Below are 23,046 nucleotides of genomic sequence, written 5' to 3'. Positions count from 1 at the left end.
TCAGGGGCGGAGGTTGACGATCCAGCCGTAGAGGCCGCAGACCCAGACCGCCAGGGGCACCAGCGAGATGATGAGCAGCACCTCGACGATGTCCAGCAGCCGCCCCCACACCGGCGAGATCCGCTTGCCCGCCACGGTCAGGCCGTAGATCAGGCTGACCACGGCCGCCACCACCAGCCCGCCGAGGACCACGCCGAGCCGGACGGCCGCGCCGCCCGCGGCGAAGGTGGCCGCCGCCGTGAGGCCCAGCCCGAGGCCGCCGGCCAGCAGCACCGGCACGCGCTGGGCGCGACCGAGGAACGGCCGGGCGCGCAGCAGCGACAGCAGGGCCAGCACCAGGCAGAGCAGCACCGCTGGCAGCCGGCCGTCGAGGGCGAGCACGACCTCCCCGCCCAGCACCAGCAGCGCGACCGTCCACAGCAGGCCGGTGAGGAACTCGTCGGCCCGCTCGCTGCGCCGCAGCACGCTGCGGCCGTCGACGGTCTCGGTGTCGGTCTTCAGGTCGTCCGGGCCGGTCGGGATGGACGGCACGGGCAGCCGGGCCAGCCGGTACGCCGCCATCGGCAGGGCCGGCAGGGTGGCGAACGCGACCGTGGCGACCACCGCGGCGGCGGCCGGCGCGCCCACCGAGAACGCCAGGCCCACCACCGCGCCGAAGCCGACCGCCCCGCCGACGGCGACCGCGGCGAAGAACAGCGGCAGCCGGTCGCCGACCGCCAGCGCGGCGACCGCGCCGAACACCACCACGGCGGTCGCGGCGAGCAGCACGTGCGGGGCGGCCAGCTCGCCCAGGCCCCGGTCGCCGGCCAGCACCAGCAGGCCGCCGACGGCGGCGTACCCGAGGCCGACCAGGGCCAGCACCGCGCCGGTGCGGCTGTCGCCGGCCGCCCGGGACAGCACGGCCGCGCCGACCAGCAGGGCGACCGCCACCAGCAGGGCGGCGATCGCCCCGGGCAGCTGCGGCGGGCCCGCGAACAGGGTCGCCAGCGCGCCGGCCGACAGCGCCGCCGCCGCGAACAGCACCGCGAACGCGCGGCTCGTGCTCACCTGCCAGCTTCCCGGGCGCTGGTTCGTCGCGGTCGCCACGGCGTCCACCACGTCGTCGAAGACGATCTCCGGGGCCGCCGCCGCGCGGGGGTTGAAGTAGAGCACCTCGCCGTCGCGGACGCCGAGCTGCGCGGCCGTCCGACCACCGTCGAGGGGCTGCCCGCCGAGCCGGGCCAGGCTCCAGCCGCCGTGCCGCGCCCCCTCGTCGGCGAGGTCCTCACCCGCGTACCGCAGCAGGGTCGGCAGCAGGTCCGCCAACGGCACGTCGGCGGGGAGGGCGAGGTCCATCCTGGTCCGGGGCGCCACGATGGTGACCCGGCTCAGGCCGCCGGTCGCCGTCCTCGTCGCCACTGTGGCCTCCTCGCGTTCGCCTGCGCTCCACCCGGCCCGGGCCGCCGCCGAAGCGGGTCCCCGACGCCCACGGGAGATTACCTACGATGACCCCCACGTACGATGCCCACCCGACGGCCCGCGCCCGGTCGTCGCGCCACCCCGGCCGCACGTCACGCCGCGCCGGCCGGCGTCCGGGCCGCTTCTGGGGGAGGAGAACGCCGTGAGCACCGTCGTGTTCCGTCGGCTTCCGCGTCAGCCGGGGCCCGCCCTGCCGCGCGGCGAGGTGCTGCTCGAATCCCCGCCGGAGCTGCCCGAGCCGACCCCCCGGGGCATGGGCCAGCTGCTGATGATCCTGCCGATGGTCTGCGGCGTCGGCGCGATGGCGTTCCTCTACGCCGGCCGGGGCGGCGGCATGATGACGTACGTCGCGGGTGGGCTCTTCGGGGTCTCCATGCTCGGCATGGCGGTCGGCTCGCTGAGCAACGGCGGCAACGACAAGGCCGAGCTGAACGCCGAGCGCCGCGACTACATGCGCTACCTGGCCCAGATGCGCAAGCGCACCCGGCGCGCGGCCGAGCAGCAGCGGGCCGCGATGACGTGGCGGCACCCGGAGCCCGACGCGCTCTGGTCGATCGCCGCGTCCCGCCGGCTGTGGGAACGCCGGGTCACCGAGGACGACTTCGGCGAGGCGCGGATCGCGGTCGGCCCGCAGCGGCTGGCGGTGGAGATCGTGCCGCCGGAGACGAAGCCGGTGGAGGACCTGGAGCCGATGAGCGCGATCGCGCTGCGCCGGTTCGTCCGCGCCCACTCCACGGTGCCGGACCTGCCCACCGCGCTGTCGGTGCGGGCGTTCTCCCGGGTGGTGCTGCGCGGCGAGCGGGAGCCGGTCCTCGACCTGGCCCGGGCGACGATCGGCCAGCTCGCCACCTTCCACGCCCCGGACGACCTGGTCGTCGTCGTGGTCGCCGCCGACGACCGGCAGCCGGCCTGGGACTGGGTGAAGTGGCTGCCGCACGCCCAGCACCCCGGCCGCACCGACGCCGCCGGGGCCCGCCGTCTCGTCTTCGCCACCCTCGCCGAGGCCGAGGAGTCCCTCGCCGACGAGTTGGCCGGCCGGCACCGGTTCAGCCCGGACGCCAAGCCGCTGACCACCGCGCCGCACCTGCTGGTGGTCGTCGACGGCGGCGAGGTCGCCGCCACCTGCCAGCTCACCGGCCCGAGCCTGCTCGGCACCACCGTCGTGGACCTCTCCGGGGCCGTGCCCCGCGACGCCGGCCGCTGGCTGCTCTGCCTCGACGTCGGCGACGGCACCGCCGTCGACCTGGTCCGGGGTGCCACCAGCACCCGGCTGGGCCGCCCCGACCGGCTCACCGCCGCCGCGGCCGAGGGGCTGGCCCGGCAGCTCGCCCCCTACCGCCTCTCCCAGCAGCAGGCCGGCGCGGAGGAGCCGCTGGCCCGCAGCACCGAGCTGCCGGACCTGCTCGGCGTCGGCGACGCCGCCACCGTCGACGTGCGGCAGACGTGGCGGCCGCGCAGCCACCGCGACCGGCTGCGCATCCCCCTCGGCGTCGGCCCCGACGGCACCGTCGTCGAGCTGGACTTCAAGGAGTCCGCCCACGAGGGCATGGGCCCGCACGGCCTGGTCATCGGCGCGACCGGCTCCGGCAAGAGCGAGCTGCTGCGTACGGTGGTCGCCGCCCTCGCCGTCACCCACTCCTCGGAGGAGCTGAACTTCGTCCTGGTCGACTTCAAGGGCGGCGCGACGTTCGCCTCCCTGGACGCGCTGCCGCACACCAGCGCGGTGATCACCAACCTCTCCGACGAGCTGCCGCTGGTCGACCGGATGCGCGACGCCCTGGCCGGCGAGATGAACCGCCGCCAGGAGGTGCTGCGGGCCGCCGGCAACTACGTCTCCCGCTACGAGTACGAGAAGGCGCGGGCCGCCGGCGAGGCGCTGGAGCCGATGCCGAGCCTGCTCATCATCTGCGACGAGTTCAGCGAGCTGCTCGCCGCGAAGCCCGACTTCATCGACCTGTTCGTGATGATCGGCCGGCTGGGCCGGTCGCTGGGCGTGCACCTGCTGCTCGCCAGCCAGCGGCTGGAGGAGGGCAAGCTGCGCGGCCTCGACACGCACCTGTCGTACCGGGTCGGCCTGCGCACCTTCTCGGCGGTGGAGAGCCGGATCGTGCTCGGCGTGCCCGACGCGTACGAGCTGCCCAGCGCCCCCGGCCACGGCTACCTCAAGACCGACACCGCCACCATGCTGCGGTTCCGCGCCGCGTACGTGTCCGGCCCGTACCGGGCCCCGGGGGAGCAGGCGCGCTCGGCGCAGGCGCTGGTGCGCCGCCGCATCGTGCCGTACGGCACGGAGTTCGTGCCGGCGCCCGCCCCGGACCTGGCGGCGGAGCCGGTGGCCGAGCCGGAGCAGCCGGCCGAGGGCAAGGCCGTGGCCACGCTCGACGTGCTGATCGGTCGGCTCGCCGGCCAGGGCCGCCCCGCCCACCAGGTGTGGCTGCCGCCGCTGTCGGAGCCGCCGAGCCTTGCGGACCTGCTCGGCCAGCTCGCCGTCGACCCGACGTACGGCCTGACCACCGCCGGCTGGGCGGGCCGGGGGCGGCTCACCGTCCCGGTCGGGGTGGTCGACCGCCCGTACGAGCAGCGCCGTGACCCGATGATGGTGGAGCTGGCCGGGGCGGGCGGCAACGTGGTGATCGTCGGCGCGTCGCTGTCCGGCAAGAGCACCCTGCTGCGGTCGCTGCTCGCCTCGCTGGCGCTCACCCACACCCCGCGCGAGGCGCAGTTCTTCTGCCTCGACTTCGGCGGCGGGGCGCTGCGCAGCCTGGAGGGGCTGCCGCACACGGCGGGGGTGGCCGGCCGGCGGGACACCGAGGCGGTCCGCCGCACGGTCGCCGAGGTGGTCGGGATCATCGACGAGCGGGAGCAGCGGTTCGCCCGGCACGGCATCGACTCGGTGGCCGCCTACCGGCGTCGCCGGGCGGCCGGCGAGTTCGCCGACGACCCGTTCGGCGACGTGTTCCTCGTGGTGGACGGCTGGAACACGCTGCGCCAGGAGTACGAGGAGCTGGAGCAGACCATCACCAACCTGGCCAACCGGGGGCTGGGCTTCGGCATCCACGTGGTGATCACGGCGGTGCGCTGGGCGGAGATCCGGATCAACCTGCGCGACCTGCTCGGCACGAAGCTGGAGCTGCGACTCGGCGACGCGGCCGAGTCGGAGATCGACCGGCGGGCCGCGCAGAACGTGCCGGAGAAGACCCCCGGCCGCGGCCTGACCCGCGACAAGCTGCACTTCCTGGCGGCGGTGTCGCGGATCGACGGCCGCCGCGACGTCGACGACCTGACCGAGGCGTCGGTCGCCCTGGCCGGGCACGTGGCGCGGGCGTGGCCGGGCACCCCCGCCCCGAAGGTACGGCTGCTGCCGCGCCGGCTGCCGCTGGCCGAGCTGGCCCGGGTGGCCGACCGCACCGCGCCGGGCCTGCCGATCGGGGTCGACGAGTCGGCGCTCGCGCCGGTCTACCTGGACCTGGCCAGCGAGCCGCACCTGACCGTGTTCGGCGACGCCGAGTGCGGCAAGACCAACCTGCTGCGGGTGATCGCCCGGGGGATCGTCGAGCGCTACACCCCGGCGCAGGCCCGCCTGGTCATCGCCGACTACCGGCGCGGCCTGCTCGGCGCGGTCGAGGGCGAGCACCTGCTCGACTACGCCCCGTCCAACCAGGTCTTCGCCCAGGGCCTCGCGTCGATCCGCAGCGCGCTGTCCAACCGGCTGCCCGGCCCGGACGTCACCACCGCCCAGTTGCGCGACCGGAGCTGGTGGAAGGGGCCGGACCTCTACCTCCTGGTCGACGACTACGACCTGGTGGCCTCCGGCGGCAACAACCCGCTCAGCGCGCTGCACGAGCTGCTGCCGCAGGCCCGCGACATCGGCCTGCACCTGATCGTCGCCCGCCGGGTCGGCGGCGTGGCGCGGGCGTTGTACGAGCCGGTGCTGCAACGCCTGCGCGAGCTCGACTCGCCCGGCCTGCTGATGTCCGGCGCGCGGGAGGAGGGGCCGGTCTTCGGCACGCTGCGCCCGAGCCCGCAGCCGCCCGGCCGGGGCACGCTGGTGCGGCGGCGCGACGGCCAGCAACTCGTCCAGACGGCCTGGTCCGAACCGGCCTAGGCCACGGTCCGGCACGGCCGGGGACGGACGCCGGGTGCCCCGGTCCGGTAGCGTCGGGCCGATCGTCGGTTGTGCAGAAGGGACCGTGGTGAGCACCTCGGGGGGATACGGCGGCCTCAACGGCGCCGTCGAGAGCATGCTGCGTCAGGCGCAGGAGCAGCAGCGTCGGCTGGCCGAGTTCCAGCGGCAGCGCGCCGAGCTGCGGGTGACCGGGGAGAGCCCGGACGGCCTGGTCAGCGTCACGGTCGACGGCGAGATGAAGGTCGGCGACATCGAGATCAACGCGCGGGCGATGCGGCTGGACAGCTTCTCCCTCGCGGAGTCGCTCCAGGCGGCGATCGACGCGGCGTACGCGGCCTTCGGCGAGCACCAGCAGGAGCTGCTCACCGAGATGCTCGGCGGCTCCGAGCTGGTCCGGCAGGCCCAGGCCGGCACGCTGACACCCGAGGACTGGTTCCGCCGGTTCGGGGTGGACCTGGGCGACCCGTTCCGCGGCCTGCGCCGCTGAGTCCGGCAGGGAGACACGATGGCGAACACGGTCGACGTCGACGCGATCCGCAGGGCGGGCCAGAAGCTCGACGCCCCGGACGGCCCGATCCAGTACCTGCGCAACGTGCAGTCGCTGCTGGAGAGCGTGAAGCTGCCGGGTGGGTCGCTGACCCTCTTCGGCGGCGCGACCGTCGAGGCGCACAACGCCTCGGTCGACGGCCACCTGGAGAACGTGAAGACCGGCATCGAGCACCTGCACCGGGCGGCCCAGCAGCTCGAACAGACCGCCAACAACTGGGAGAAGTCGGATCAGCCCTGGGTGGTCAAGTGACCGGCCGGGGGCGCGACGGGGGGCAGCACCGATGACGGAGATCCTGATCGCCAACGCGTCCGGCGCGGTGACCGGCACGCACACGGTCGCCGCGACGACGGCCCCGGTGCGGGGCCTGCTCCCGGCGGCCCGGGCCAACTGGATGTGGCTGGTCGGCGCGGGCTTCCTGGGCGTGATGATCGCCTATCTGGAGACGTTCGACAACGACGAGGTCAACAAGTCCATCAAGGAGTGGGGCGACGCCGCCCGCCTGCTCGGCGCGGACCAGTTCGGCGCGGCCCTGGGCGAGGTGCCGCCGTCCGCGGAGGAGTGGGACTTCGACGACCGGGACGCGTTCGAGCTGTTCCTCCGGAAGCTGGGCGCGGAGATCAACTCGCTGGCCGAGGCGTTCAACGCCAACAAGGAGAGCCTCACCGCCGCCCGGGACGCCTTCAACGACGCCGTCGACGCGCTGGTCGAGGCGCTGATCCCGATCCTGATCGCTGTGATCGCGTCGGTCGCCCTCCAGGCGTTCCCGCCGACCGCACCCATCGCCGAGGCCATCGGGGTGGCCGGGCTGACCGTGAGCGTGGCGATCCTCGCCCTGGTCTTCGGCGACATCAGCGCGCTGTTCACCACCGTGATGGCGGGGTTCCAGCACAACAACCGGTTCGCCTTCGTGTCGGACTCCCGCCCGGGCTGGGCGGCCACCGGGACCGACCCCGACATCAAGGACATCAAGATCGACTGGGTCAAGGATTCCAAGTTCTACCAGTGAGAGGCGGGCGACATGGTGACGCTCTTCGTGTTGGCCCTGGTCACCATCCCGGTCTTCCTCGTGTTGGGGCTGGTCGCGCAGCTCACGCGGGCGACCTGGGCGAAGCGGGCCAGCGAGGCGACGGTCCTCGTCGGCATCGCCGCGCTGCTGCCGGTGGTGCTGGACCGGGCCCTGGAGAAGCCGGTGCTCTGGGCGGCCGTGGTGCTGCTGGCCGCGCTGCTGGTGTTCGGCGTGGTGCTGCACGTGCGGTCGTACCGTCGGCCCTCCTGAGCCGGGGCGCGGCCCGGGTCCGCTGGGGACGGTCCACGCTGGGGCGATCCCTCCGGGAGGACCCTGTTCGGGCGGCCACGACGCCGCGGCAGGGCTGCGCGGGTTGGACGAGGTCGGTTACGGTGCATCCTGAATGTCCGTCGGTGGGGTTGGTCGCCTTGCCACGGGGGAGGGGCGCGGCAGAGTTCCGCCGCCACAACGATGACGGAAGGGTGTGAAGCATGGCGTTCGAGGTCGACGCATCGACTCTGCATACCGCGGCGAATGACGTGCGGTCCACGCGCGGCGATGTCGACGGTGAGCTGAAGAAGCTGTGGAACGTGGTCGACGACCTGGCGATGGCCTGGAAGGGGCAGGCGTCCTCCGGCTTCCAGCAGCTCATGCTGCGCTGGAACGAGGACACCGCCAAGCTGCTGACCGCGATGGACAACATCGCCGACCTGCTCGACAAGTCCGGCACGACCCACCAGGTCAACGACGAGGAACAGCAGCAGATGCTGGACAAGTTCCACGCTGCGCTGAACCCGTGACCGGCAGCCAGGCGTAGGGGAGGAAATCATGAGCATCAAAGTTGACTACGCGGTCCTCGAAAGCAGCCACCAGCAGATGACCGCGATCTCGCGGACCATCGACGAGAAGCTCGACACGCTGCGCTCCATGCTCAGCAAGCTGCACTGGGAAGGCGAGGACCGCACCGCCTACGAGCAGCACCAGGCGCAGTGGGACGCCGCCGTCCGGGACATCAACAAGATCCTGAACGACATCGGCGGCGCGGTCGGCATCGCCCGCGAGAACTACGTCACCACGGAGATGAGCAACTCCCGGGTGTGGAACAGCTGAGCTGACGCCGACGCGGCTCCGGTCCGGCTCGACCGGGCCGGAGCCGTTCTGCGTGACGGCAGACGAGGGCCGGGGGAGGACGATGCACACGGGGGGACACCGGCGACCGCTGCGGCGGTCCGCCGCCATGCTGGCGCTGGCCGCCGTGGCCGGCGGCCTGCTGACCGCGCCTGCCCCGGCGCGCGCCGCCGACACGGTGCGCGGCCTCCAGTGGCACCTCGACACGCTGCGCATCCCCGAGGCGCACAAGCTGACCAGGGGCGCGGGCGTCACGGTCGCGGTGATCGACGGCGGGGTCTACGCCGCCCACCCCGACCTGCGGGGGCAGGTCCTGAGGGGCACCTCGCGGTCCAGCGGGGTGCGGGCCGACGGCCAGGCCGACCCGGACCGCGAGAAGGGCCACGGCACCGCGATGGCCGGCATCATCGCCGGCCGGGGCGGCGGGTCCATGCGGCTGCTCGGCATCGCCCCGGAGGCGAAGATCCTGCCGGTCGCCCTCGGCGAGCCGCGCGAGTGGGACATCGCGGGCGGCATCCGCTGGGCGGCCGACGCCGGAGCAGGCGTGATCAACCTGTCCGTCGGCACCCCCGGCGACGACCCCCAGGTCACCGAGGCCGTCGAGTACGCGCTCGGCAAGGGCGCGGTGCTGGTGGCCGCCGCCGGCAACCGCGCCGCCAGCCAGGGCGTGCCGACGCCGGCCAACGTCCCCGGCGTGCTCGCGGTCGCGGGCACCGGGAAGAACGGCTCGCGGTGGAGCGGGTCGGTCACCGGCCCGGAGGTGGGGATCGCCGCGCCCGGCGAACGGATCATCAGCACGGTGCCGCCGCCGGTGTCGCCGAACGGCTACGGCGTGGGCGACGGCAGCAGCAACGCGTCGGCGATCGTCTCCGGGGTCGCCGCGCTGGTGCGGTCCCGCTATCCGCGGCTCGACGCCGCCAACGTGGTCAACCGGCTGATCCGCACCGCGCGGGACCGGGGCGCCCCGGGCCGCGACCCGGAGTACGGCTTCGGCGGCGTCGACGTGCTGGCCGCGCTGACCGCCGCCGTGCCCGAGGTGACCGGCAACCCGCTGCTGACCGGCGCGTCCGCGAAGCCGGGTGGCCCCGCCGCGACCGACGACGGCGACGACCCCGCCGACGGGCGGCCGGCGGTCTCCGTGAGCTTGGGCGACAACGCCCCGTTCCGGCTGGCGCTCTGCCTGCTCGTGGTGCTCCTGGCCGGCGCGTTGGTGGTGGGGCTGGTCGTGGTCAACCGCCGGGCGGCGCGCCGCCGTGTCCCGCCCGGCCCGTACCCGCCGGGGCCCTACGCGTCCGGGCCGTACCCGCCGGGGCCACCGCTCGGCGTCCCACCGCCGCACCCGCCCGGGCCGCACCCGCCGGGGCCGCCGCCGCAGGCACGGCCGCCCGGCCCGGCGGGGCCGCAGCCGCGCTGACACCGACACCTGAGAAACGGGGCCAGGGAGGGGCATCATGAGCGACGAACAGCACGATCCGGACCGGGTGGAGATCGACCTGCCCGTGCCGCTGCCGGTCAACGCGGCCTACCCGGGGATGGTCGACATCCGGGGGATCAGCTTCGACCGCATCGGCGTCGACCAGGCCGAGACGCCGAGCGGGCTGGTTGCCGGCGCGGGCGAGAAGGGCGTCGAGACGGAGTGGGACGCCGGCAACCTCGACTCCGCGATCACCTGGCTGGAGACGCACGCCAGCTACCTCAACCGGCTCTCCTACGACATGGCCGACATCTCCGACAAGCTCGGCGGCGGCGAGGCCGTCGCCGGCAAGGGGCCGCTCGGTGGCTTCCCGTACGCCCTGCAACTCGCCCAGCGGCACCAGCAGGTCTACAGCGGCACCGAGAGCGGGCTGCGCACCCTCTCGGAGAACCTCTACTCGGCGGCCGAGGCGCTGCGCACCGTGAAGCGCAACTACGAGACCGCCGAGGGGGCCAACAAGATGACCGCGCAGGAGATGCAGCAGGCCTTCACCGACGCCGCCCGCGGCGGCAGCTAGATCGACGGGAGCGGAACGTGGGCGACAAGAGCTGGGAGGACATGGCCCGGGAGGTGCTCGTCGACGGCCGCCCGGCCGACGTGCAGAGCGCCGCGCTGGGCTGGAAGGAGCTGATCAAGAACGTCGATCAGGTCCGGGAGAGCCTGGAGAAGAACGTGAAGGACCTCGGCGTGGTCTGGAAGGGCCCGGCCTACGAGGCGTTCAAGACGCACATCGAGGGGCTCGCCAAGAACGCCAGGTCGATGGTCGACGACATCGACAACCCGGGGCGGGGCAAGGTCAGCATCGTGACCACCCTGGAGACGGCCGCCAGCCAGCTGGAGGACGCCCAGAACAAGATGCCGATCCCGGCGGCCTGCGTCGGTGACGTCCTGGCGGCCCGCAACGGCGAGATCACCCTCGGGGTGGGGCTGTTCGAGACCCGGGTCACGGCGGAGGTCATGGGCAGCTGGCCCGTCGAGCAGCTCGGCAAGGTGGGCGACTGGGTCACGGGCTGGTTCTCCGACCAGGAGGGCGACGCCCGCAAGGTCTACGACGAGGTCAACGGCAACTTCAAGGACCGCACGATGGAGGCGCCGGGCTCGGTGACCCCCAGCAGCCTGAGCACGGGCCCCACGGAGGTGCCGGACCTCGGCGGCGGCCCGGGCGCCGGTGGCGTCGGTGGGGTCCCGTCGGTGGGCGGCATGCCGTCGACCGGCGGCGTCGGCGGCGGTTCCCCGGGCGGCATCGGCACCCTGCCGGAGGTCGGCGACGGCAAGCCCGACTTCGGGTCGACGACCCACCCGGACCTCACCCCCGTCGCCGACCTTCCCGACACCGGGTCCGTGGACCCGGGCGGGCTGGACGACGACTACGGGACGGGCCTGGCCGGTGCCGGCGGGCCGGCCACCACCGGCCTCGGCGGGGGCGGGCTGGGCGGCGGCAGCGGCGCGGGCCTGTCGACCGGCGGCGCGGGCGGCGGCATTCCCGGCGGCGGTGCGCTCGGCAAGACGGTCAGCCCGGGGCTGCCGCCGATGCTCGGCGGCGGCGCGGCCGGCGCGGGCCGGGCGGCGGGCCGGGGCGCGGGCGGTCGGCTGGGCGCGGGCAAGCCGGGCATGGGCGGCATGGTGGCCCCCGGCACGGCCGGCGGTGCCGGTGCCCGGGGCGCGGGCGGCCGGGGCGCGGCGGGTGCCGGCCGGCCGGGCGGCGCGACGGCCGGGCGGGGCGGCCTGGCCGGCGCGGCGGGCGGGGCCGGCTACGGCGAGGAGGAGCAGGTGCGCAACACCTGGCTGGAGGAGGACGAGGACGTCTGGGGCGCGGGCGGCGACGCCACCCCCGGCATCCTGCGCTGACCGTGCGGCCGGCCGGGGTCAGCTTTCGACGGTGGAGGGGCGGCGGCCCGGCCGCCAGCCCCGACGCCGTCCCCGGGCCAGGATCGGCCTGACGGCCAGCAGCGCGCCGGCCAGGACCGCGCCGACCGCCGCCACCCAGACCGCCACGGCCCGCTGCCAGCCCAGCGGGTCGCGCGGCGGGGCGGGCGCGGCCAGCGCCCCGGGCGGCGGGTCGCTGCGCGTGCCGAGCACGCTGGTCACCGCCCGGTAGGGGTTCACCACCCCGTACCCGACCTCGGCGTTGTGCCCGTCCGGGGGGTTGTCCGCAGTGCGGGTGAGCCGGTAGCCCACCCCGTCCGGCGTGAGATCCGGATGCGCGGCGCGGACCAGCGCGGCCACCCCCGAGACGTACGCGGCGGCGAAGCTCGTGCCGCCCTGCGGCTCGGCGAGGTAGCCCTGCCCCCGGGGCGCGGGGCCGACGATGTCCAGCCCCGGGGCGGCGATGTCCACGTAGTCCCCGCTGACCGAGCTGCCGACGTGGCCGCCCTGCGCGTCGACGCCGGCCACGGCGATGACCCCGGGATACGCCGCCGGGTAGGCCGGCAGGTCCTGCTGCTGCTCCTGGCGGTTGCCGGCGGCGGCCACCACGACGACGCCCTTGGCGAGGGCGTACTCGACGGCGGCGGCCAGCTCCGGGCGGGGCAGGGTGACCAGGGACAGGTTGATCACGTCGGCGCCCTGGTCGACGGCCCAGCGGATGGCCAGGCCGATCTGTGCCGGCAGGCCCTCGTCGTTGGTGCGCCGGGTGTCCGGCAGCACGCGTACGGGCAGGATCCGGGCGGCCGGCGCGATGCCGGTGAACGGCGAGCCGGTGCCCTCCCGGCCGGCGATGATGCCGGCGACGATCGTGCCGTGCCCGGCCGCGTCGCACTGCCCCGCGTTGCTGGGCAGCGCGTTGAAGTCCCGGCCGGGGCGCACCTGGCCGCGTAGCAGCGGGTGGGTGGCCGACACGCCGGAGTCGACGACCGCCACGGTGACGCCCTCGCCCCGGGTGACCCGCCAGGCCGAGGCCGGGTCGAGCCGGGTCAGCGCCCAGGGCGCCCCGGTGGGCGCGGGGTTCCCGGTCGGCCCGCAGGTCGGGGCGGCCGACGCCGGGGCGGGCGGCACGACGGCGGCGGCGAGCAGCGCCGCCAGCGCGGGCGGCGCGACCCGCCGCAGCCCGGCCCGCCCGGTCACCCGGCGTCCCGCCCGGCCTGGCCCGGGGCGTGCCCACCTGGGGCCTGCCGCCCGGCTTGGTCCGGGGTGCGCCGTTCGCCCTGGTCCGGGGCCGGTCGTTCGGCCTCGTCCGGTGTACGCCGTTCGGCCCCGTCCGGGGTGCGCCGTTCGGCCTGCTCGGTGGTGAAGAGGGCGAGCAGGTCGCCGACCTGGCGGTCCGCCTCGGCCGGGTGGCGGAAGTGGCCGCTGGGGTTGACCGTGTATTCGTTGCGCCGGCCGACCCGGGTCCGCCGCAGGTAGCCGCCGGCCTCCAGGTCGGCCACGATCGCCTGGGCCGCGCGCTCGGTCACGCCCACCTCGTCCGCGACGTCCCGCAGCCGGGCGGTCGGGTTGCGGGCGATGGCGAGCAGGACGTGGCCGTGGTTGGTGAGGAACGTCCAGTTCCGGGTGCTCCCGTTCCCGCCTGCTGTCGTCGCCATGTCCGACATGTTAGGGCTCGGCGACGACGCCCACGCTCCTGGGCCTGCGCGGACCGAGGCACGGGCCTGCGCAACCCCTTCCCAACGCAGGAAATGTGTATCACGTAACGCTTGACGTGCCTTTTGCTGCGTGTGACCGTGGGGGAACTGGTCGTGCGCGTGAATGACGAGGTGATGGGGCATGGAGCAGTCCAGCATGTCGATGGCCCAGGCGGGCTCCGGGCAGCTCGATCCCCGCACGTCCGTCGGGCGACCGGGCGAACCGGGTACCCCGGGTGCTCGCTGCACCCCGGCCCGGGCCCTCGCCGAGCTGCACGCCGGCAACCACCGCTTCGTCACCGGGGCGCCGCGCCACCCCAACCAGGACGCCGACCACCGGGCGGCCGTCGCCGACGGCCAGAACCCGTTCGCGGTGATCGTCGGCTGCTCCGACTCCCGCCTCGCCGCCGAGATCATCTTCGACCGCGGCCTGGGTGACCTCTTCGTGGTGCGCACCGCCGGGCACACCGTCGGCCCCGAGGTGCTGGGCAGCGTCGAGTACGCCGTGACCGTGCTGGGCACCCCCCTGGTGGTGGTGCTCGGCCACGACTCCTGCGGGGCGGTGCAGGCGGCCAAGGCGGCGGCCGGCACCGGCAGCGAGCCCGCCGGAAACCTGCGGGCCGTGGTGGACGCCGTGGTGCCCAGCCTGCACCGGGCCGCCGAGCGGGGCGTCGAGAGCATCGACGAGATCGTCGACATCCACATCGCGTGCACGGTCGAGGCGATGCTCGACCGGTCGCCCGTGCTGGCCGCCGAGGTCGACGCGGGCCGGTGCGCGGTCGTCGGGATGTCGTACCGGCTCAGTGCCGGCGGGGTGCGGACGGTGGCCGCCGTGCCGGCCGCCATGGCCACGGACCCCACCCCGGCTGCTGCCGCCGCCTGAGACGCGCCGCCCGCCGCTGTCACCGGCCGCCTACCGCCGCCCGCCGCTGTCGCCCGCCGCCCAGCGCCGCACCGACGCCCAGTGCTGTGACCTGAGCCCGGCGCGCCCGGGACGCGACGCGAGAGGGGCCGCCCCGTAGCGGAGCGGCCCCTCTCGTCGTGCGCGGCGCGTCGCCTCAGAGCAGCGACATGTGCACGTGGTCGGTGTGGTTGGACGGCCCGCTGTAGGAACTCCAGCCGTTCGCCGGGAACCAGATCTGCCGGTTCCAGATGACGTAGTAGATGCCGAGCCGGTCGGCGTTGCGGATGAGGAACGCGGCGAGGTTGTTGCCGTACATCCGGGTGTCGTTGTTGTGCCAGGGGGAGAAGCCGCTGTTCTGGAGCGACCAGTCGCAGGCCCGGCCCTTGGGGTGCTCCCACGGCCCGCCCGGCCGGTAGCAGCCCACGAACCGGTTGAAGCCGGCCCGCTTGACCTCCTTGTAGGCGTGCAGCGTGCGGGGTGTCACGCAGCCGGAGGTGGTGGGGTCGTTCTCGCTGCACGACTCCGGCCGCCAGGTGCCGTCCGACGTCCGGCCCGGCGCGATCCGCGCGACCGGGGACGTGGCGTTGACCAGGCCGCCGGTGAAGCCCTTGCCGCCGACCAGCGCGAGCGCCTTCTCGGCGTCGTGCTTCTTCTTCGCCATGACCGACGCCTGCTTCTGCTGCTCGCGCACCTCGGCGTCGAGCGCGAGCTTGGCCTGCTCGGCGCGGTTCTTCGCCGCGCTGACCTCGGCCAGCTTGTTGGCGTTGACCATGTTCAGCTCGTCGAGGGCGGAGGCGCGCTTGACGAACGAGTCCGGGCTGTTGCTCTCCAGCAGCATCGCCATCGCGCCGACCCGCCCGGTCCGGTACGACTGCGCGGCCATCTCGCCGACCTGCGGCGCGAGCGCGTCCAGCTCCTCCTGGGCCTTCCGCACCTCGTCGGCGAGCTGGGCCTGGCGCTTCTTGGACTTTTCGAGCTTCGACTTGGCCTGGACGTAGTCCCGGTTCGTCGCCTCGATCACGTCGGTGATGAGCTGGGGCTCGTCGTCCTCCTCGTGCCCCGAGGGCTGGGGGGCGGCGGCGGGCAGGGCGAGCGCCGGGGCGGCCGGCCCGGCGACGACCGCCAGGGCAGCGAGCACGGCCACCACGGGTGTCAACCAGCGGTGCAGGGGTGCCGTCACAGTGTTCCCTTCCATCGACCGCCGACCGGGTTAGCTGACGGGTTCGGGGCGGAAGCGGCCCCTACCGCTCGCGCGGATTCACCCCGGGCACCTGGTTCCCCGGCTCGCCTCGCGGCGATTGGGCGGCGGCACCGCAGGCGCCGCTTCGCGCCTTCGGCGGTGACCGGCAGCGAGGTTACCCGAGAGCACATGCGGGGAGCTACGTCCGGATGCCGACTAAAAGCGTCATTTCGTAATCGCCGTCGGTAATCAGTGATGCGCTTCTCAGGGCGGATGCCGCCGCCGGTCACGCTGCGCAGTGTCACCATGCGGTCTCCGTGCCTCCTTCTCGGTGCGGCCGTCCGGCCGGGGGGTGGGTGGGGGCGTGGTCGTCGGGGAACCCCTCGGCCGCCCGGCCGCCGCCGAGCGCCTCCAGCGCGAGATCGCGGTCCGCGGTCCGCCGCCCGCCCCCGTGGGTACGCGCCGCCGGCACGTCCCCGCCGCCCGCCGGGCGGGTCCGGGGCGCGGCCCCCTGCCCCGCCGTGGGTCCCGCCGCCGCCGTGCGTCCTGCCGCCGTGACCACGGCGGCCAGCCCGGTGGTGAGCGGCACGGCGGCGATCAGGCCCAGCGTGGCGACCGCGCTGCGGACGATCTCCTGGGCGAGGAACTCGCTGGTCAGGATCTCGGTCACGGGGCGGGAGTCGGCGGTGAGCAGGAGCAGCAGCGGCAGCGACGCACCCGCGTACGCCAGCACGATCGTGTTGACCGTCGAGGCGATGTGCGCCCGGCCGACGCGGGTGGCCGCCCGGTAGAGCTGCAACCGGGACAGCCCCGGGTTGGCGTGCGCCAGCTCGGTGACGGTGGCCGCCTGGGTCACGGTGACGTCGTCGAGCACCCCGAGCGACCCGATGATGATGCCGGCCAGGAGCAGGCCGTGCAGGTCCACGTCGCCCCGGAACATCGACAGGGTGGTGGCGTCCTCGCTGCCGTACCCGGTGAGGTGGGTGGCGGCCGTGGCCAGCGTGCCCAGCAGGCCGGTGAGAACCAGGCTGCCCAGGGTGCCGAGGACCGCCACCGACGTCTGCGCGGTGACCCCGTGGGTGAGGTACAGCACCACGAACATGATCAGCGCGGAGCCGACGACGGCGATCGGCAGCGGCGACCCGCCCGCGCCGATGCCGGGCAGCACGAAGGTCAGCAGGATGGCGAAGGTGGCGGCGAGCCCGGCGAGGGCGGCCACCCCCCGCCAACGGCCGAACGCGACGATCGCCAGCGCGAACACCACCGCCAGCCAGATCAGCGGGGCGCCACGCTGGTGCTCGGCGATGTTGTAGGCGCTCGCGGTCGGGTCCGCCGGATCGGTGAGTTTCACCAGCACGATCCGGTCGTCGACGGCGACGGTGGGCGCGCCGGGGCCCGTCGGGACCGGCGTCTCGACCTGCCGCCCGGCGTCCGGCCCCTGCTCCACCCGGACGGTCACGGTGCCGCACGGGCCGTCCGCGACGCCCGGCCCGCCGCCCTCCGGCGTCTCGGGCTGCGGCGGGCACTCCTCGGTGACCACCCGGGTCACCGTGCCGTGGTAGCGGGGCACCGGCGAACCGCCGTCGACCTCCGGGCCGCCGTCGCGGGGCCACAGGACGACCGCCGCGATCACGGTGATCACGAAGAGGGGCACCACGGTCGCGACGAGGACCCGCCGCACCCCCGGCGGGGTGGGCGGGGCGGGTCGGTTGTGGTCGGCGCCCATCGACGATCTCCAAACGGTGTCAGCGCGGGATACGGCCCGGCGGCCCGGACGGTTCAGCGTGGCGGGCGATCGGTCGGCGCCGGCCGCCCGGCTCCCGCCGCCCGGCCCGCCCGGCCTTCCGTTCCTCCGGCCGCCCGGTCTCCCGTTCCGCCGGCCCCGGGTCTCCCTCTCCGTCGGCCCCGGTCTCCCGCTCCGCCGGCCGTCCGGAGCGGCATCCCGCGTCCCACCGCCCGGAATCGTAGCCACCCTCACCTGCGAATGCAGGTCGACCGACACCATGTCGGCGACATGGCGGTGTTCCGGCCGCCGTGATACCGCCACATGGCCGACATGCCGCCGGATCGACGGGCGGCAGGGCATGTTGGAGACATGGCCCACGACGCGCACGCCAATCGCACCGGGCACCCCACCCATGTCGGGCACCCCACCCATGCCGAGCGCGACAACCATGCCGGGCACGGCGGGCACGACAAGCACGCCGGGCACGACCCGGAGATGTTCCGCCGCCGGTTCTGGGCCTGCCTCGCGTTGACCCTGCCGATCGTCGTCACCAGCCACATGGTGATGGACTGGTTCGGCTACTCGCTGGAGTTCCCCGGCCGGGCCCTGGTCGGCCCGGTGCTCGGCTCGGCGGTCTTCTGGTGGGGCGGGTGGCCGTTCCTGGTCGGCGCGGTCCGGGAGCTGCGCGACCGGGCACCGGGCATGATGCTGCTCATCGCGATGGCGATCAGCGTGGCATACGTCGCGTCGCTGGCCACCAGCGCCGGCGCGTTCGACCTCGACTTCTGGTGGGAGCTGGCGGCGCTGGTCACCATCATGCTGCTCGGGCACTGGCAGGAGATGAGGGCGATCGGCCAGGCCCGGGGCGCCCTCGCGGCGCTGGCCGCGCTGCTGCCCGACGACGCGGAGCGGGTCCGCCCGGACGGCGGCACCGAGCGGGTCCCGGTCGCCGGGCTGCGCGTCGGCGACGTGCTGCTGGTCCGGCCGGGCGGTCGGGTGCCGGCCGACGGCCGGGTCGTCGACGGCGACGCCGAGCTGGACGAATCCATGATCACGGGCGAGTCCCGCCCGGTCACCCGGTCGGCCGGCGACCGGGTGGTGGCGGGCACGGTGGCCACGGATTCGGCGATCCGGGTCGAGGTCGAGGCCACCGGCGAGGAGACCACCCTCGCCGGCATCCAGCGCATGGTCGCCGAGGCGCAGCGCTCCAGCGGCCGGGCCCAGGTGCTCGCCGACCGCTTCGCGGCCTGGCTGTTCTACGTCGCGACCGCCACCGCCGTGCTGACGGTCGTGGTCTGGTCCGCCCTGGGCGACCCCGACGAGGCCGTCGTGCGGACCGTCACGGTGCTGGTCATCGCCTGCCCGCACGCGCTGGGGCTCGCGATCCCGCTGGTCATCGCGCTGTCCACGGCGGTGGCGGCACGCTCCGGTATCCTGGTGAAGGACCGTCTCGCGCTGGAGCGGATGCGCACCGTCGACGCGGTGCTGTTCGACAAGACCGGCACCCTGACCCGGGGCGAACACGCCGTGACCGGCGTCGCGGCCGCCGCCGGCACCAGCGAGGACGAACTGCTGCGGCTGGCCGCCGGCGTCGAGGCGGACAGCGAGCACCCGCTGGCCCGCGCGATCGTCGCCGCCGCCGAGCAGCGCGGCGGGCACCCGCCTGCCACCGGCTTTCGCGCCCTGCCAGGCCGTGGGGTGCGGGCCACGATCGACGGCACGGAATACGCGGTGGGCGGGCCTGCGCTGCTGCGCGAGTTGGGCGCGGGCCTCCCCGCCGAGCTGGAGCAGGCCACCGCCGGCTGGGCGGGGCGGGGGGCCGCCGTGCTGCACCTCGTCCGCCTCCCCGGCACGGTGCTCGGCGCGTTCGCCCTCGCCGACGAAGCACGCCCCGAGGCCCGCGAGGCGATCGCCGAGCTGCGCGCCCAGGGCATCCGGACCATCGCGATGATCACCGGGGACGCCCGGGCGGTGGCCGATGCGGTCGCCGCCGACCTCGGCTTCCGTCCCGGGGTCGACGAGGTCTTCGCGGAGGTGCTGCCGGCCGACAAGGACGGAAAGGTGACCGAGCTGCAACGACGCGGGCTGACCGTGGCGATGGTCGGCGACGGGGTCAACGACGCCCCGGCGCTGGCCCGCGCCGACGTGGGCATCGCCATCGGGGCCGGCACGGACGTGGCGATCGAGTCCGCCGGGGTGGTGCTCGCCTCGTCCGACCCGCGCGGGGTGGCGGCGGTCGCCCGGCTCTCCCGGGCCTCCTACCGCAAGATGGTGCAGAACCTGGCCTGGGCGGCCGGCTACAACGTGGTGGCCCTGCCGCTGGCCGCCGGGGTGCTGGCCTGGGCCGGGGTGGCACTGAGCCCGGCGGTCGGGGCGATCCTGATGTCGGCCTCCACGATCGTCGTGGCGTTGAACGCCCAACTGCTCCGCCGGGTCCGCCTCACCCCCGGCTGATGCCGGGCAGGGGTGAGGGCCTCAACGAGTGTTGGTGAGTGGAGTGCCGGGCACAGGCCCGGCTCGTGGTGCCGGGTCACCTTCCGCGCCCGCATCCGCGAGGCGGCGTGGGTCGACCTCGGCCGAGGCTCTAGCGTGGTGGTGTGCGGACGAGGGCGGTGGCGGGCGGGCGGTGGGGCCGCCTGGCGCTGCTGCTCTGCACCCTGGTCGGCCTCGCCGCCATGCACACCCTCGGCCACGGCGCGCACTCCGGCGGCACCCACTCCGGCCACGACGGGGCCACACCGCGCGACGCCCACCCGGCCCCGGCGGCGCTCGCCGACGGCACGGGTGCTCCCGTGGCGCTCGCCAGCGGAATGGGTGTCCCCGTGGCGCTTGTCGGCGGCGCGGCTGTTCCCGTGGCGCTTGCCGGGGGCGCGGATGCGCTCCGGGCGTTCGCCGGTGGAGTGGCCGTCCGCGTCGGCGTGGTCGCCGCCGTCACCGTGGGTGCCCACACCGGCTGTCCGGCTGGTGGGTGTGCGCCCGACCGGCTGCTCGCGGACGGTGGTCGCGCCGACGGGTCGTCCGGGTGGAGCGCCTGCCTGGCGGTGCTCGGCGCGCTCGGGGCGGCCCTGCTCGTCGCCGTGCTCCTGCTGACCGGGGCCCGGGCGGCCGGTCCGCCCGGCAGGCGGCCCGATGGCGGGCCCGCCGGACCGCGCGCCCCGCCACCCCGCCCGCTCGGCCTTCGGCTTGCCGAGGTCTCGGTGTCGCGTACGTAGGACGCCCCGGCGCGGTGCCCGGCTCCGCCGGTGACCCGTGTCTCCGTCCTGCCCATGTACGTGACCGAGACCGAAGGATCCACCATGACCACTCGTACGTTCGCGCGCCGCGTCGCCCTTGCCGGCGTGGCCCTGACCGCCGTCCTCGGCCTGGCCGCCTGCGGCTCCACCGAGCACGGCTCGCCCAGCCACGACGAGCCGGCCGCCGCCGGCACGACCACGACCGGCACCACCACGGCTGGTGCCACTGCCGCCGGGACTCCGACGCGCGGGGCGGCTGCGTTCGGCGACGCCGACGTGATGTTCGCCCAGATGATGATCCCGCACCACCGGCAGGCCGTGGAGATGGCCGAGTTGGCCGAGACCCGCGCCGCCGACCCGGAGGTCAAGCGGCTCGCCGCCGCGATCAAGGTCGCCCAGGCACCGGAGATCGCCACCATGACCGGCTGGCTGACCGGGTGGGGCCGGCCGGTCCCGTCGCCCGCCCCGGGGCACGGGCACGACATGCCGGAGATGGACCACGAGATGCTGGGGATGATGTCCGAGGCGGACATGGCGAAGCTGGCCGGCGCGCGCGGCGTCGGCTTCGACCGGCAGTTCCTGACCATGATGATCGCCCACCACGAGGGCGCGATCGCCATGGCGAGGGAGGAGTTGGCCGAGGGGGCGAACCCTGCTGCCAAGGCGCTGGCCCAGCAGATCGCCACCAGCCAGCAGGGCGAAGTCGACCAGATGAGGAAGATCCTCGCCCGGCTCTGACGGCCGGGCACCACGCGTCATGCCGGCGAGGTGGGGGTATCCGCAGCTCGGGATGCCCCCATGTCGCCGACATGAAGTCGATCAAGCGCCCTGTCGGCGCGCGGGGCGAGCCCCGAGCCGCGCTGGGCGGGGTCAGTAGGCGCGGGGTCAGCGGGGCCGGGGGCGTCGGGCGGGCCGGGCGGGGGTCAGCCGCGCTTCATGAGGCGGCCGACGGCGGCCATCATCTCGGTGGCCATCGCGTCGGCCCGGCCCTCGACGGCGCCCTCGTGCATGCAGTGCCGGGCGTGCCCGTCGAGCAGGCCGAGGGCGACCTTGTCCAGGGCCGCCTGGATCGCGGAGATCTGGGTGAGCACGTCGATGCAGTAGCGGTCCTCGTCGACCATCTTCTCGATGCCACGGACCTGACCCTCCACGCGGCGGAGCCGCGCGAGCAACTGGTCCTTGCTGGCGGTGTACCCCCGGGTCGGGGTGGGCACGGGTCCGGTCATGCGGCCGAGGTTAGCATACCCCTTGGGGGTATGGTACGGTTCCCTGCGTCAGATACCCCCACCCGGTATTGCTGGCGTTTCGAAGGTGGCCGGCCCGCCTCCCGGTTACCCCCCGGGGGTAACGTGAGGTGCAGCGGAAGGAGAGAGCGATGGTCAGCACGACGTACGAGGTGCGGGGAATGAGCTGCGGGCACTGCGCCGGCTCGGTCGTCACCGAGGTCGGCGCGATCGAGGGCGTCACCAACGTCAAGGTCGACCTGGAGGGCGGCCGGGTCACCGTCACCAGCGACAACCCGCTGGACACCGAAACCGTGCGCGCCGCCGTCGACGAGGCCGGATACACCCTCGTCGGCGCGTGACGCCGCCCCTGCGGAGAGAACGAGGCACACGATGAACACGGCGACGAAGCTGAGCGGTTTCGCCCTCGGCCTGGCCGCGGTGTTCGGCGCGGCGTACGGGGTCGGCCAGGTGGTCGGCCCCGTCACCCCGGCCGCCGACACCCGTCACGACGCCGACCACGCCAGCGGCGCCACCGGGGCCGACGCCGGGGACGCCCCCACCGCCCACCTGCCCGGCGGGCTGCTCGTCTCCGACCGCGGCTACACCCTCGCCCCGCTGGCCGCGCCGGCTGGCGAGTTCGCCTTCCGGATCACCGGCCCCGACGGGCGGCCGGTCACCCGCTACGAGGTCGCCCACGACAAGCCGATGCACCTGGTCGTCGCCCGGCGGGACCTCTCCGGCTTCCGGCACGTCCACCCCGAGGCGGGGCCGGACGGCACCTGGCGGGTGGCGTCCCCGCTCGCCGGCCCCGGCGTCTGGCGGGCGTTCGCCGACTTCACCCCGACCGGCGGGCCGGCGCTGACCCTCGGCGTCGACGTCACCGTCCCCGGCGCGCTCGACGCCCGGCCGCTGCCACCGCCGGCGACCGCCACGACCGTCGACGGCTACACGGTCACCCTGGACGGCACGGCCGAGCCCGGCCGGGCCAGCCGGCTCACCCTGACCGTCAGCCGGGACGGCACGCCGGTCACCGACCTCCAGCCGTACCTCGGCGCGTACGGGCACCTGGTGGCCCTGCGCCAGGGCGACCTTGCGTACCTGCACGTGCATCCGGCAGGCGCGCCCGGCGACGGGGCGACCCCGGCGGGGCCGGCGGTCAGCTTCTCCGCCGAGTTTCCCTCGGCCGGTGTCTACCGGCTCTACCTCGACTTTCGGCACGGCGACGCGGTGCGCACCGTCGAGTTCACCGTCGTCGCCGACACCCCCGCCGGCCCCGGCGCGTCGGGCGGACCGACGGCGACCGGCGCACCGACGGCGTCCAGCGCACCGGCCACGACCGGTGAACCGAGGGCGACCGGCGCGCCGACGCTGACCGGCACACCGACGGCGACCGGCACACCGGCCGCCACCAGCACCCCGACCGCCGACGCCGGCCACGGCGTCCCCGGGCACGGGCACGACTGACGGGAGGCAGC

Annotated in this window: 21 protein-coding genes, 1 pseudogene and 1 riboswitch; of the genes and pseudogenes, 16 read left to right on the top strand and 6 right to left on the bottom strand. The window is 75.1% G+C overall.

Annotated features, from left to right (window positions below; all coding sequences use genetic code 11):
- Nucleotides 1–1,398 (bottom strand): type VII secretion integral membrane protein EccD, encoded by a 1,398-nt coding sequence (gene eccD / locus HDA31_RS26880; RefSeq protein WP_178063093.1) that lies wholly within the window; start codon nucleotides 1,396–1,398, stop codon nucleotides 1–3.
- A 202-nt stretch (nucleotides 1,399–1,600) separates the two neighbouring features.
- On the opposite strand from eccD, the gene eccCa reads away from it, so the two are divergent.
- The 10 genes from eccCa to HDA31_RS26830 all read left to right on the top strand — a co-directional run bounded on the left by eccCa (nucleotide 1,601) and on the right by HDA31_RS26830 (nucleotide 11,590).
- The gene (eccCa, locus tag HDA31_RS26875; protein WP_178063094.1) at nucleotides 1,601–5,563 is read left to right on the top strand and encodes a type VII secretion protein EccCa; all 3,963 of its coding nucleotides are present in this window, start codon (nucleotides 1,601–1,603) and stop codon (nucleotides 5,561–5,563) included.
- 85 nt (nucleotides 5,564–5,648) lie between these two features.
- The gene (locus HDA31_RS26870; RefSeq protein WP_282323776.1) at nucleotides 5,649–6,071 is read left to right on the top strand and encodes a YbaB/EbfC family nucleoid-associated protein; all 423 of its coding nucleotides are present in this window, start codon (nucleotides 5,649–5,651) and stop codon (nucleotides 6,069–6,071) included.
- 18 nt (nucleotides 6,072–6,089) lie between these two features.
- Nucleotides 6,090–6,383, top strand: coding sequence for a hypothetical protein (locus tag HDA31_RS26865; protein WP_074475203.1), 294 nt, complete (start codon nucleotides 6,090–6,092; stop codon nucleotides 6,381–6,383).
- Between the two features lie 31 nt (nucleotides 6,384–6,414).
- On the top strand, nucleotides 6,415–7,140 hold the full coding sequence (locus HDA31_RS26860) for a hypothetical protein (protein WP_074475202.1): 726 nt from the start codon (nucleotides 6,415–6,417) through the stop codon (nucleotides 7,138–7,140).
- A gap of 12 nt (nucleotides 7,141–7,152) precedes the next feature.
- On the top strand, nucleotides 7,153–7,410 hold the full coding sequence (locus tag HDA31_RS26855) for a hypothetical protein (RefSeq protein ID WP_074475201.1): 258 nt from the start codon (nucleotides 7,153–7,155) through the stop codon (nucleotides 7,408–7,410).
- 221 nt (nucleotides 7,411–7,631) lie between these two features.
- Nucleotides 7,632–7,940 carry a WXG100 family type VII secretion target gene (locus tag HDA31_RS26850; RefSeq protein WP_043961610.1) on the top strand — a complete coding sequence of 103 codons (309 nt, stop codon included), beginning with the start codon at nucleotides 7,632–7,634 and terminating at the stop codon, nucleotides 7,938–7,940.
- A 28-nt stretch (nucleotides 7,941–7,968) separates the two neighbouring features.
- Entirely contained in the window at nucleotides 7,969–8,250 is a 282-nt protein-coding gene (locus HDA31_RS26845; RefSeq protein ID WP_074475200.1) for a WXG100 family type VII secretion target, read from the top strand.
- An 82-nt stretch (nucleotides 8,251–8,332) separates the two neighbouring features.
- The gene (locus tag HDA31_RS26840) at nucleotides 8,333–9,682 is read left to right on the top strand and encodes a S8 family serine peptidase (protein WP_178063095.1); all 1,350 of its coding nucleotides are present in this window, start codon (nucleotides 8,333–8,335) and stop codon (nucleotides 9,680–9,682) included.
- A 37-nt stretch (nucleotides 9,683–9,719) separates the two neighbouring features.
- Nucleotides 9,720–10,259, top strand: coding sequence for a hypothetical protein (locus HDA31_RS26835; RefSeq protein ID WP_178063096.1), 540 nt, complete (start codon nucleotides 9,720–9,722; stop codon nucleotides 10,257–10,259).
- A gap of 17 nt (nucleotides 10,260–10,276) precedes the next feature.
- Nucleotides 10,277–11,590, top strand: a complete 1,314-nt coding sequence (locus HDA31_RS26830; RefSeq protein ID WP_178063097.1) for a WXG100 family type VII secretion target — start codon at nucleotides 10,277–10,279, stop codon at nucleotides 11,588–11,590.
- A gap of 18 nt (nucleotides 11,591–11,608) precedes the next feature.
- Here HDA31_RS26830 and mycP read toward each other — a convergent pair whose 3' ends face one another.
- A complete protein-coding gene (mycP, locus tag HDA31_RS26825) occupies nucleotides 11,609–12,805 on the bottom strand; it encodes a type VII secretion-associated serine protease mycosin (RefSeq protein WP_246384299.1) in 1,197 nt (398 codons plus the stop codon).
- A 158-nt stretch (nucleotides 12,806–12,963) separates the two neighbouring features.
- A pseudogene (locus HDA31_RS26820) lies at nucleotides 12,964–13,272 on the bottom strand (helix-turn-helix transcriptional regulator); the annotation flags it as partial.
- 193 nt (nucleotides 13,273–13,465) lie between these two features.
- Here HDA31_RS26820 and HDA31_RS26815 point away from each other — a divergent pair.
- The gene (locus HDA31_RS26815; RefSeq protein WP_178067061.1) at nucleotides 13,466–14,185 is read left to right on the top strand and encodes a carbonic anhydrase; all 720 of its coding nucleotides are present in this window, start codon (nucleotides 13,466–13,468) and stop codon (nucleotides 14,183–14,185) included.
- Between the two features lie 175 nt (nucleotides 14,186–14,360).
- Here HDA31_RS26815 and HDA31_RS26810 read toward each other — a convergent pair whose 3' ends face one another.
- Nucleotides 14,361–15,386, bottom strand: a complete 1,026-nt coding sequence (locus HDA31_RS26810) for a coiled-coil domain-containing protein (protein WP_178063098.1) — start codon at nucleotides 15,384–15,386, stop codon at nucleotides 14,361–14,363.
- Nucleotides 15,387–15,390: 4 nt separating this feature from the next.
- A riboswitch (cyclic di-AMP (ydaO/yuaA leader) is annotated at nucleotides 15,391–15,521 on the bottom strand.
- 166 nt (nucleotides 15,522–15,687) lie between these two features.
- On the bottom strand, nucleotides 15,688–17,112 hold the full coding sequence (locus tag HDA31_RS26805; protein WP_178063099.1) for a YibE/F family protein: 1,425 nt from the start codon (nucleotides 17,110–17,112) through the stop codon (nucleotides 15,688–15,690).
- Nucleotides 17,113–17,481: 369 nt separating this feature from the next.
- On the opposite strand from HDA31_RS26805, the gene HDA31_RS26800 reads away from it, so the two are divergent.
- The 3 genes from HDA31_RS26800 to HDA31_RS26790 all read left to right on the top strand — a co-directional run bounded on the left by HDA31_RS26800 (nucleotide 17,482) and on the right by HDA31_RS26790 (nucleotide 21,083).
- Nucleotides 17,482–19,566 (top strand): heavy metal translocating P-type ATPase, encoded by a 2,085-nt coding sequence (locus HDA31_RS26800; protein ID WP_246384302.1) that lies wholly within the window; start codon nucleotides 17,482–17,484, stop codon nucleotides 19,564–19,566.
- A 143-nt stretch (nucleotides 19,567–19,709) separates the two neighbouring features.
- Nucleotides 19,710–20,324 carry a hypothetical protein gene (locus tag HDA31_RS26795; protein WP_178063101.1) on the top strand — a complete coding sequence of 205 codons (615 nt, stop codon included), beginning with the start codon at nucleotides 19,710–19,712 and terminating at the stop codon, nucleotides 20,322–20,324.
- A gap of 84 nt (nucleotides 20,325–20,408) precedes the next feature.
- A complete protein-coding gene (locus tag HDA31_RS26790; protein WP_178063102.1) occupies nucleotides 20,409–21,083 on the top strand; it encodes a DUF305 domain-containing protein in 675 nt (224 codons plus the stop codon).
- Between the two features lie 185 nt (nucleotides 21,084–21,268).
- Here the strand turns inward: HDA31_RS26790 and HDA31_RS26785 are convergent, their stop codons facing one another.
- Nucleotides 21,269–21,571, bottom strand: coding sequence for a metal-sensitive transcriptional regulator (locus HDA31_RS26785; RefSeq protein ID WP_074475193.1), 303 nt, complete (start codon nucleotides 21,569–21,571; stop codon nucleotides 21,269–21,271).
- Between the two features lie 149 nt (nucleotides 21,572–21,720).
- Here HDA31_RS26785 and HDA31_RS26780 point away from each other — a divergent pair, with 149 nt between their 5' ends.
- Nucleotides 21,721–21,930, top strand: a complete 210-nt coding sequence (locus HDA31_RS26780; protein ID WP_178063103.1) for a heavy-metal-associated domain-containing protein — start codon at nucleotides 21,721–21,723, stop codon at nucleotides 21,928–21,930.
- Nucleotides 21,931–21,961: 31 nt separating this feature from the next.
- Complete coding sequence (locus HDA31_RS26775; RefSeq protein ID WP_178063104.1) at nucleotides 21,962–23,035, top strand: DUF8832 domain-containing protein; 1,074 nt, start codon at nucleotides 21,962–21,964, stop codon at nucleotides 23,033–23,035.
- The last annotated feature ends 11 nt before the right edge of the window (nucleotides 23,036–23,046 follow it).

The organism is Micromonospora carbonacea (assembly GCF_014205165.1).
Classification (GTDB): Bacteria; Actinomycetota; Actinomycetes; order Mycobacteriales; family Micromonosporaceae; genus Micromonospora; species Micromonospora carbonacea.
The sequence above is the reverse complement of the archived record's forward strand: the minus strand, read 5'-3'. Positions and strand labels throughout refer to the sequence as shown.

Coding starts and splice junctions, on each gene's coding strand:
- HDA31_RS26860 (WP_074475202.1), top strand. CDS start 6,415: ATGACGGAGATCCTGATCGCCAACGCGTCCGGCGCGGTGACCGGCACG.
- HDA31_RS26835 (WP_178063096.1), top strand. CDS start 9,720: ATGAGCGACGAACAGCACGATCCGGACCGGGTGGAGATCGACCTGCCC.
- HDA31_RS26800 (WP_246384302.1), top strand. CDS start 17,482: ATGGCCCACGACGCGCACGCCAATCGCACCGGGCACCCCACCCATGTC.
- HDA31_RS26855 (WP_074475201.1), top strand. CDS start 7,153: ATGGTGACGCTCTTCGTGTTGGCCCTGGTCACCATCCCGGTCTTCCTC.
- HDA31_RS26790 (WP_178063102.1), top strand. CDS start 20,409: ATGACCACTCGTACGTTCGCGCGCCGCGTCGCCCTTGCCGGCGTGGCC.
- HDA31_RS26845 (WP_074475200.1), top strand. CDS start 7,969: ATGAGCATCAAAGTTGACTACGCGGTCCTCGAAAGCAGCCACCAGCAG.
- HDA31_RS26815 (WP_178067061.1), top strand. CDS start 13,466: ATGGCCCAGGCGGGCTCCGGGCAGCTCGATCCCCGCACGTCCGTCGGG.
- HDA31_RS26775 (WP_178063104.1), top strand. CDS start 21,962: ATGAACACGGCGACGAAGCTGAGCGGTTTCGCCCTCGGCCTGGCCGCG.
- HDA31_RS26865 (WP_074475203.1), top strand. CDS start 6,090: ATGGCGAACACGGTCGACGTCGACGCGATCCGCAGGGCGGGCCAGAAG.
- HDA31_RS26840 (WP_178063095.1), top strand. CDS start 8,333: ATGCACACGGGGGGACACCGGCGACCGCTGCGGCGGTCCGCCGCCATG.
- HDA31_RS26780 (WP_178063103.1), top strand. CDS start 21,721: ATGGTCAGCACGACGTACGAGGTGCGGGGAATGAGCTGCGGGCACTGC.
- HDA31_RS26805 (WP_178063099.1), bottom strand. CDS start 17,112: ATGGGCGCCGACCACAACCGACCCGCCCCGCCCACCCCGCCGGGGGTG.
- HDA31_RS26850 (WP_043961610.1), top strand. CDS start 7,632: ATGGCGTTCGAGGTCGACGCATCGACTCTGCATACCGCGGCGAATGAC.
- HDA31_RS26785 (WP_074475193.1), bottom strand. CDS start 21,571: ATGACCGGACCCGTGCCCACCCCGACCCGGGGGTACACCGCCAGCAAG.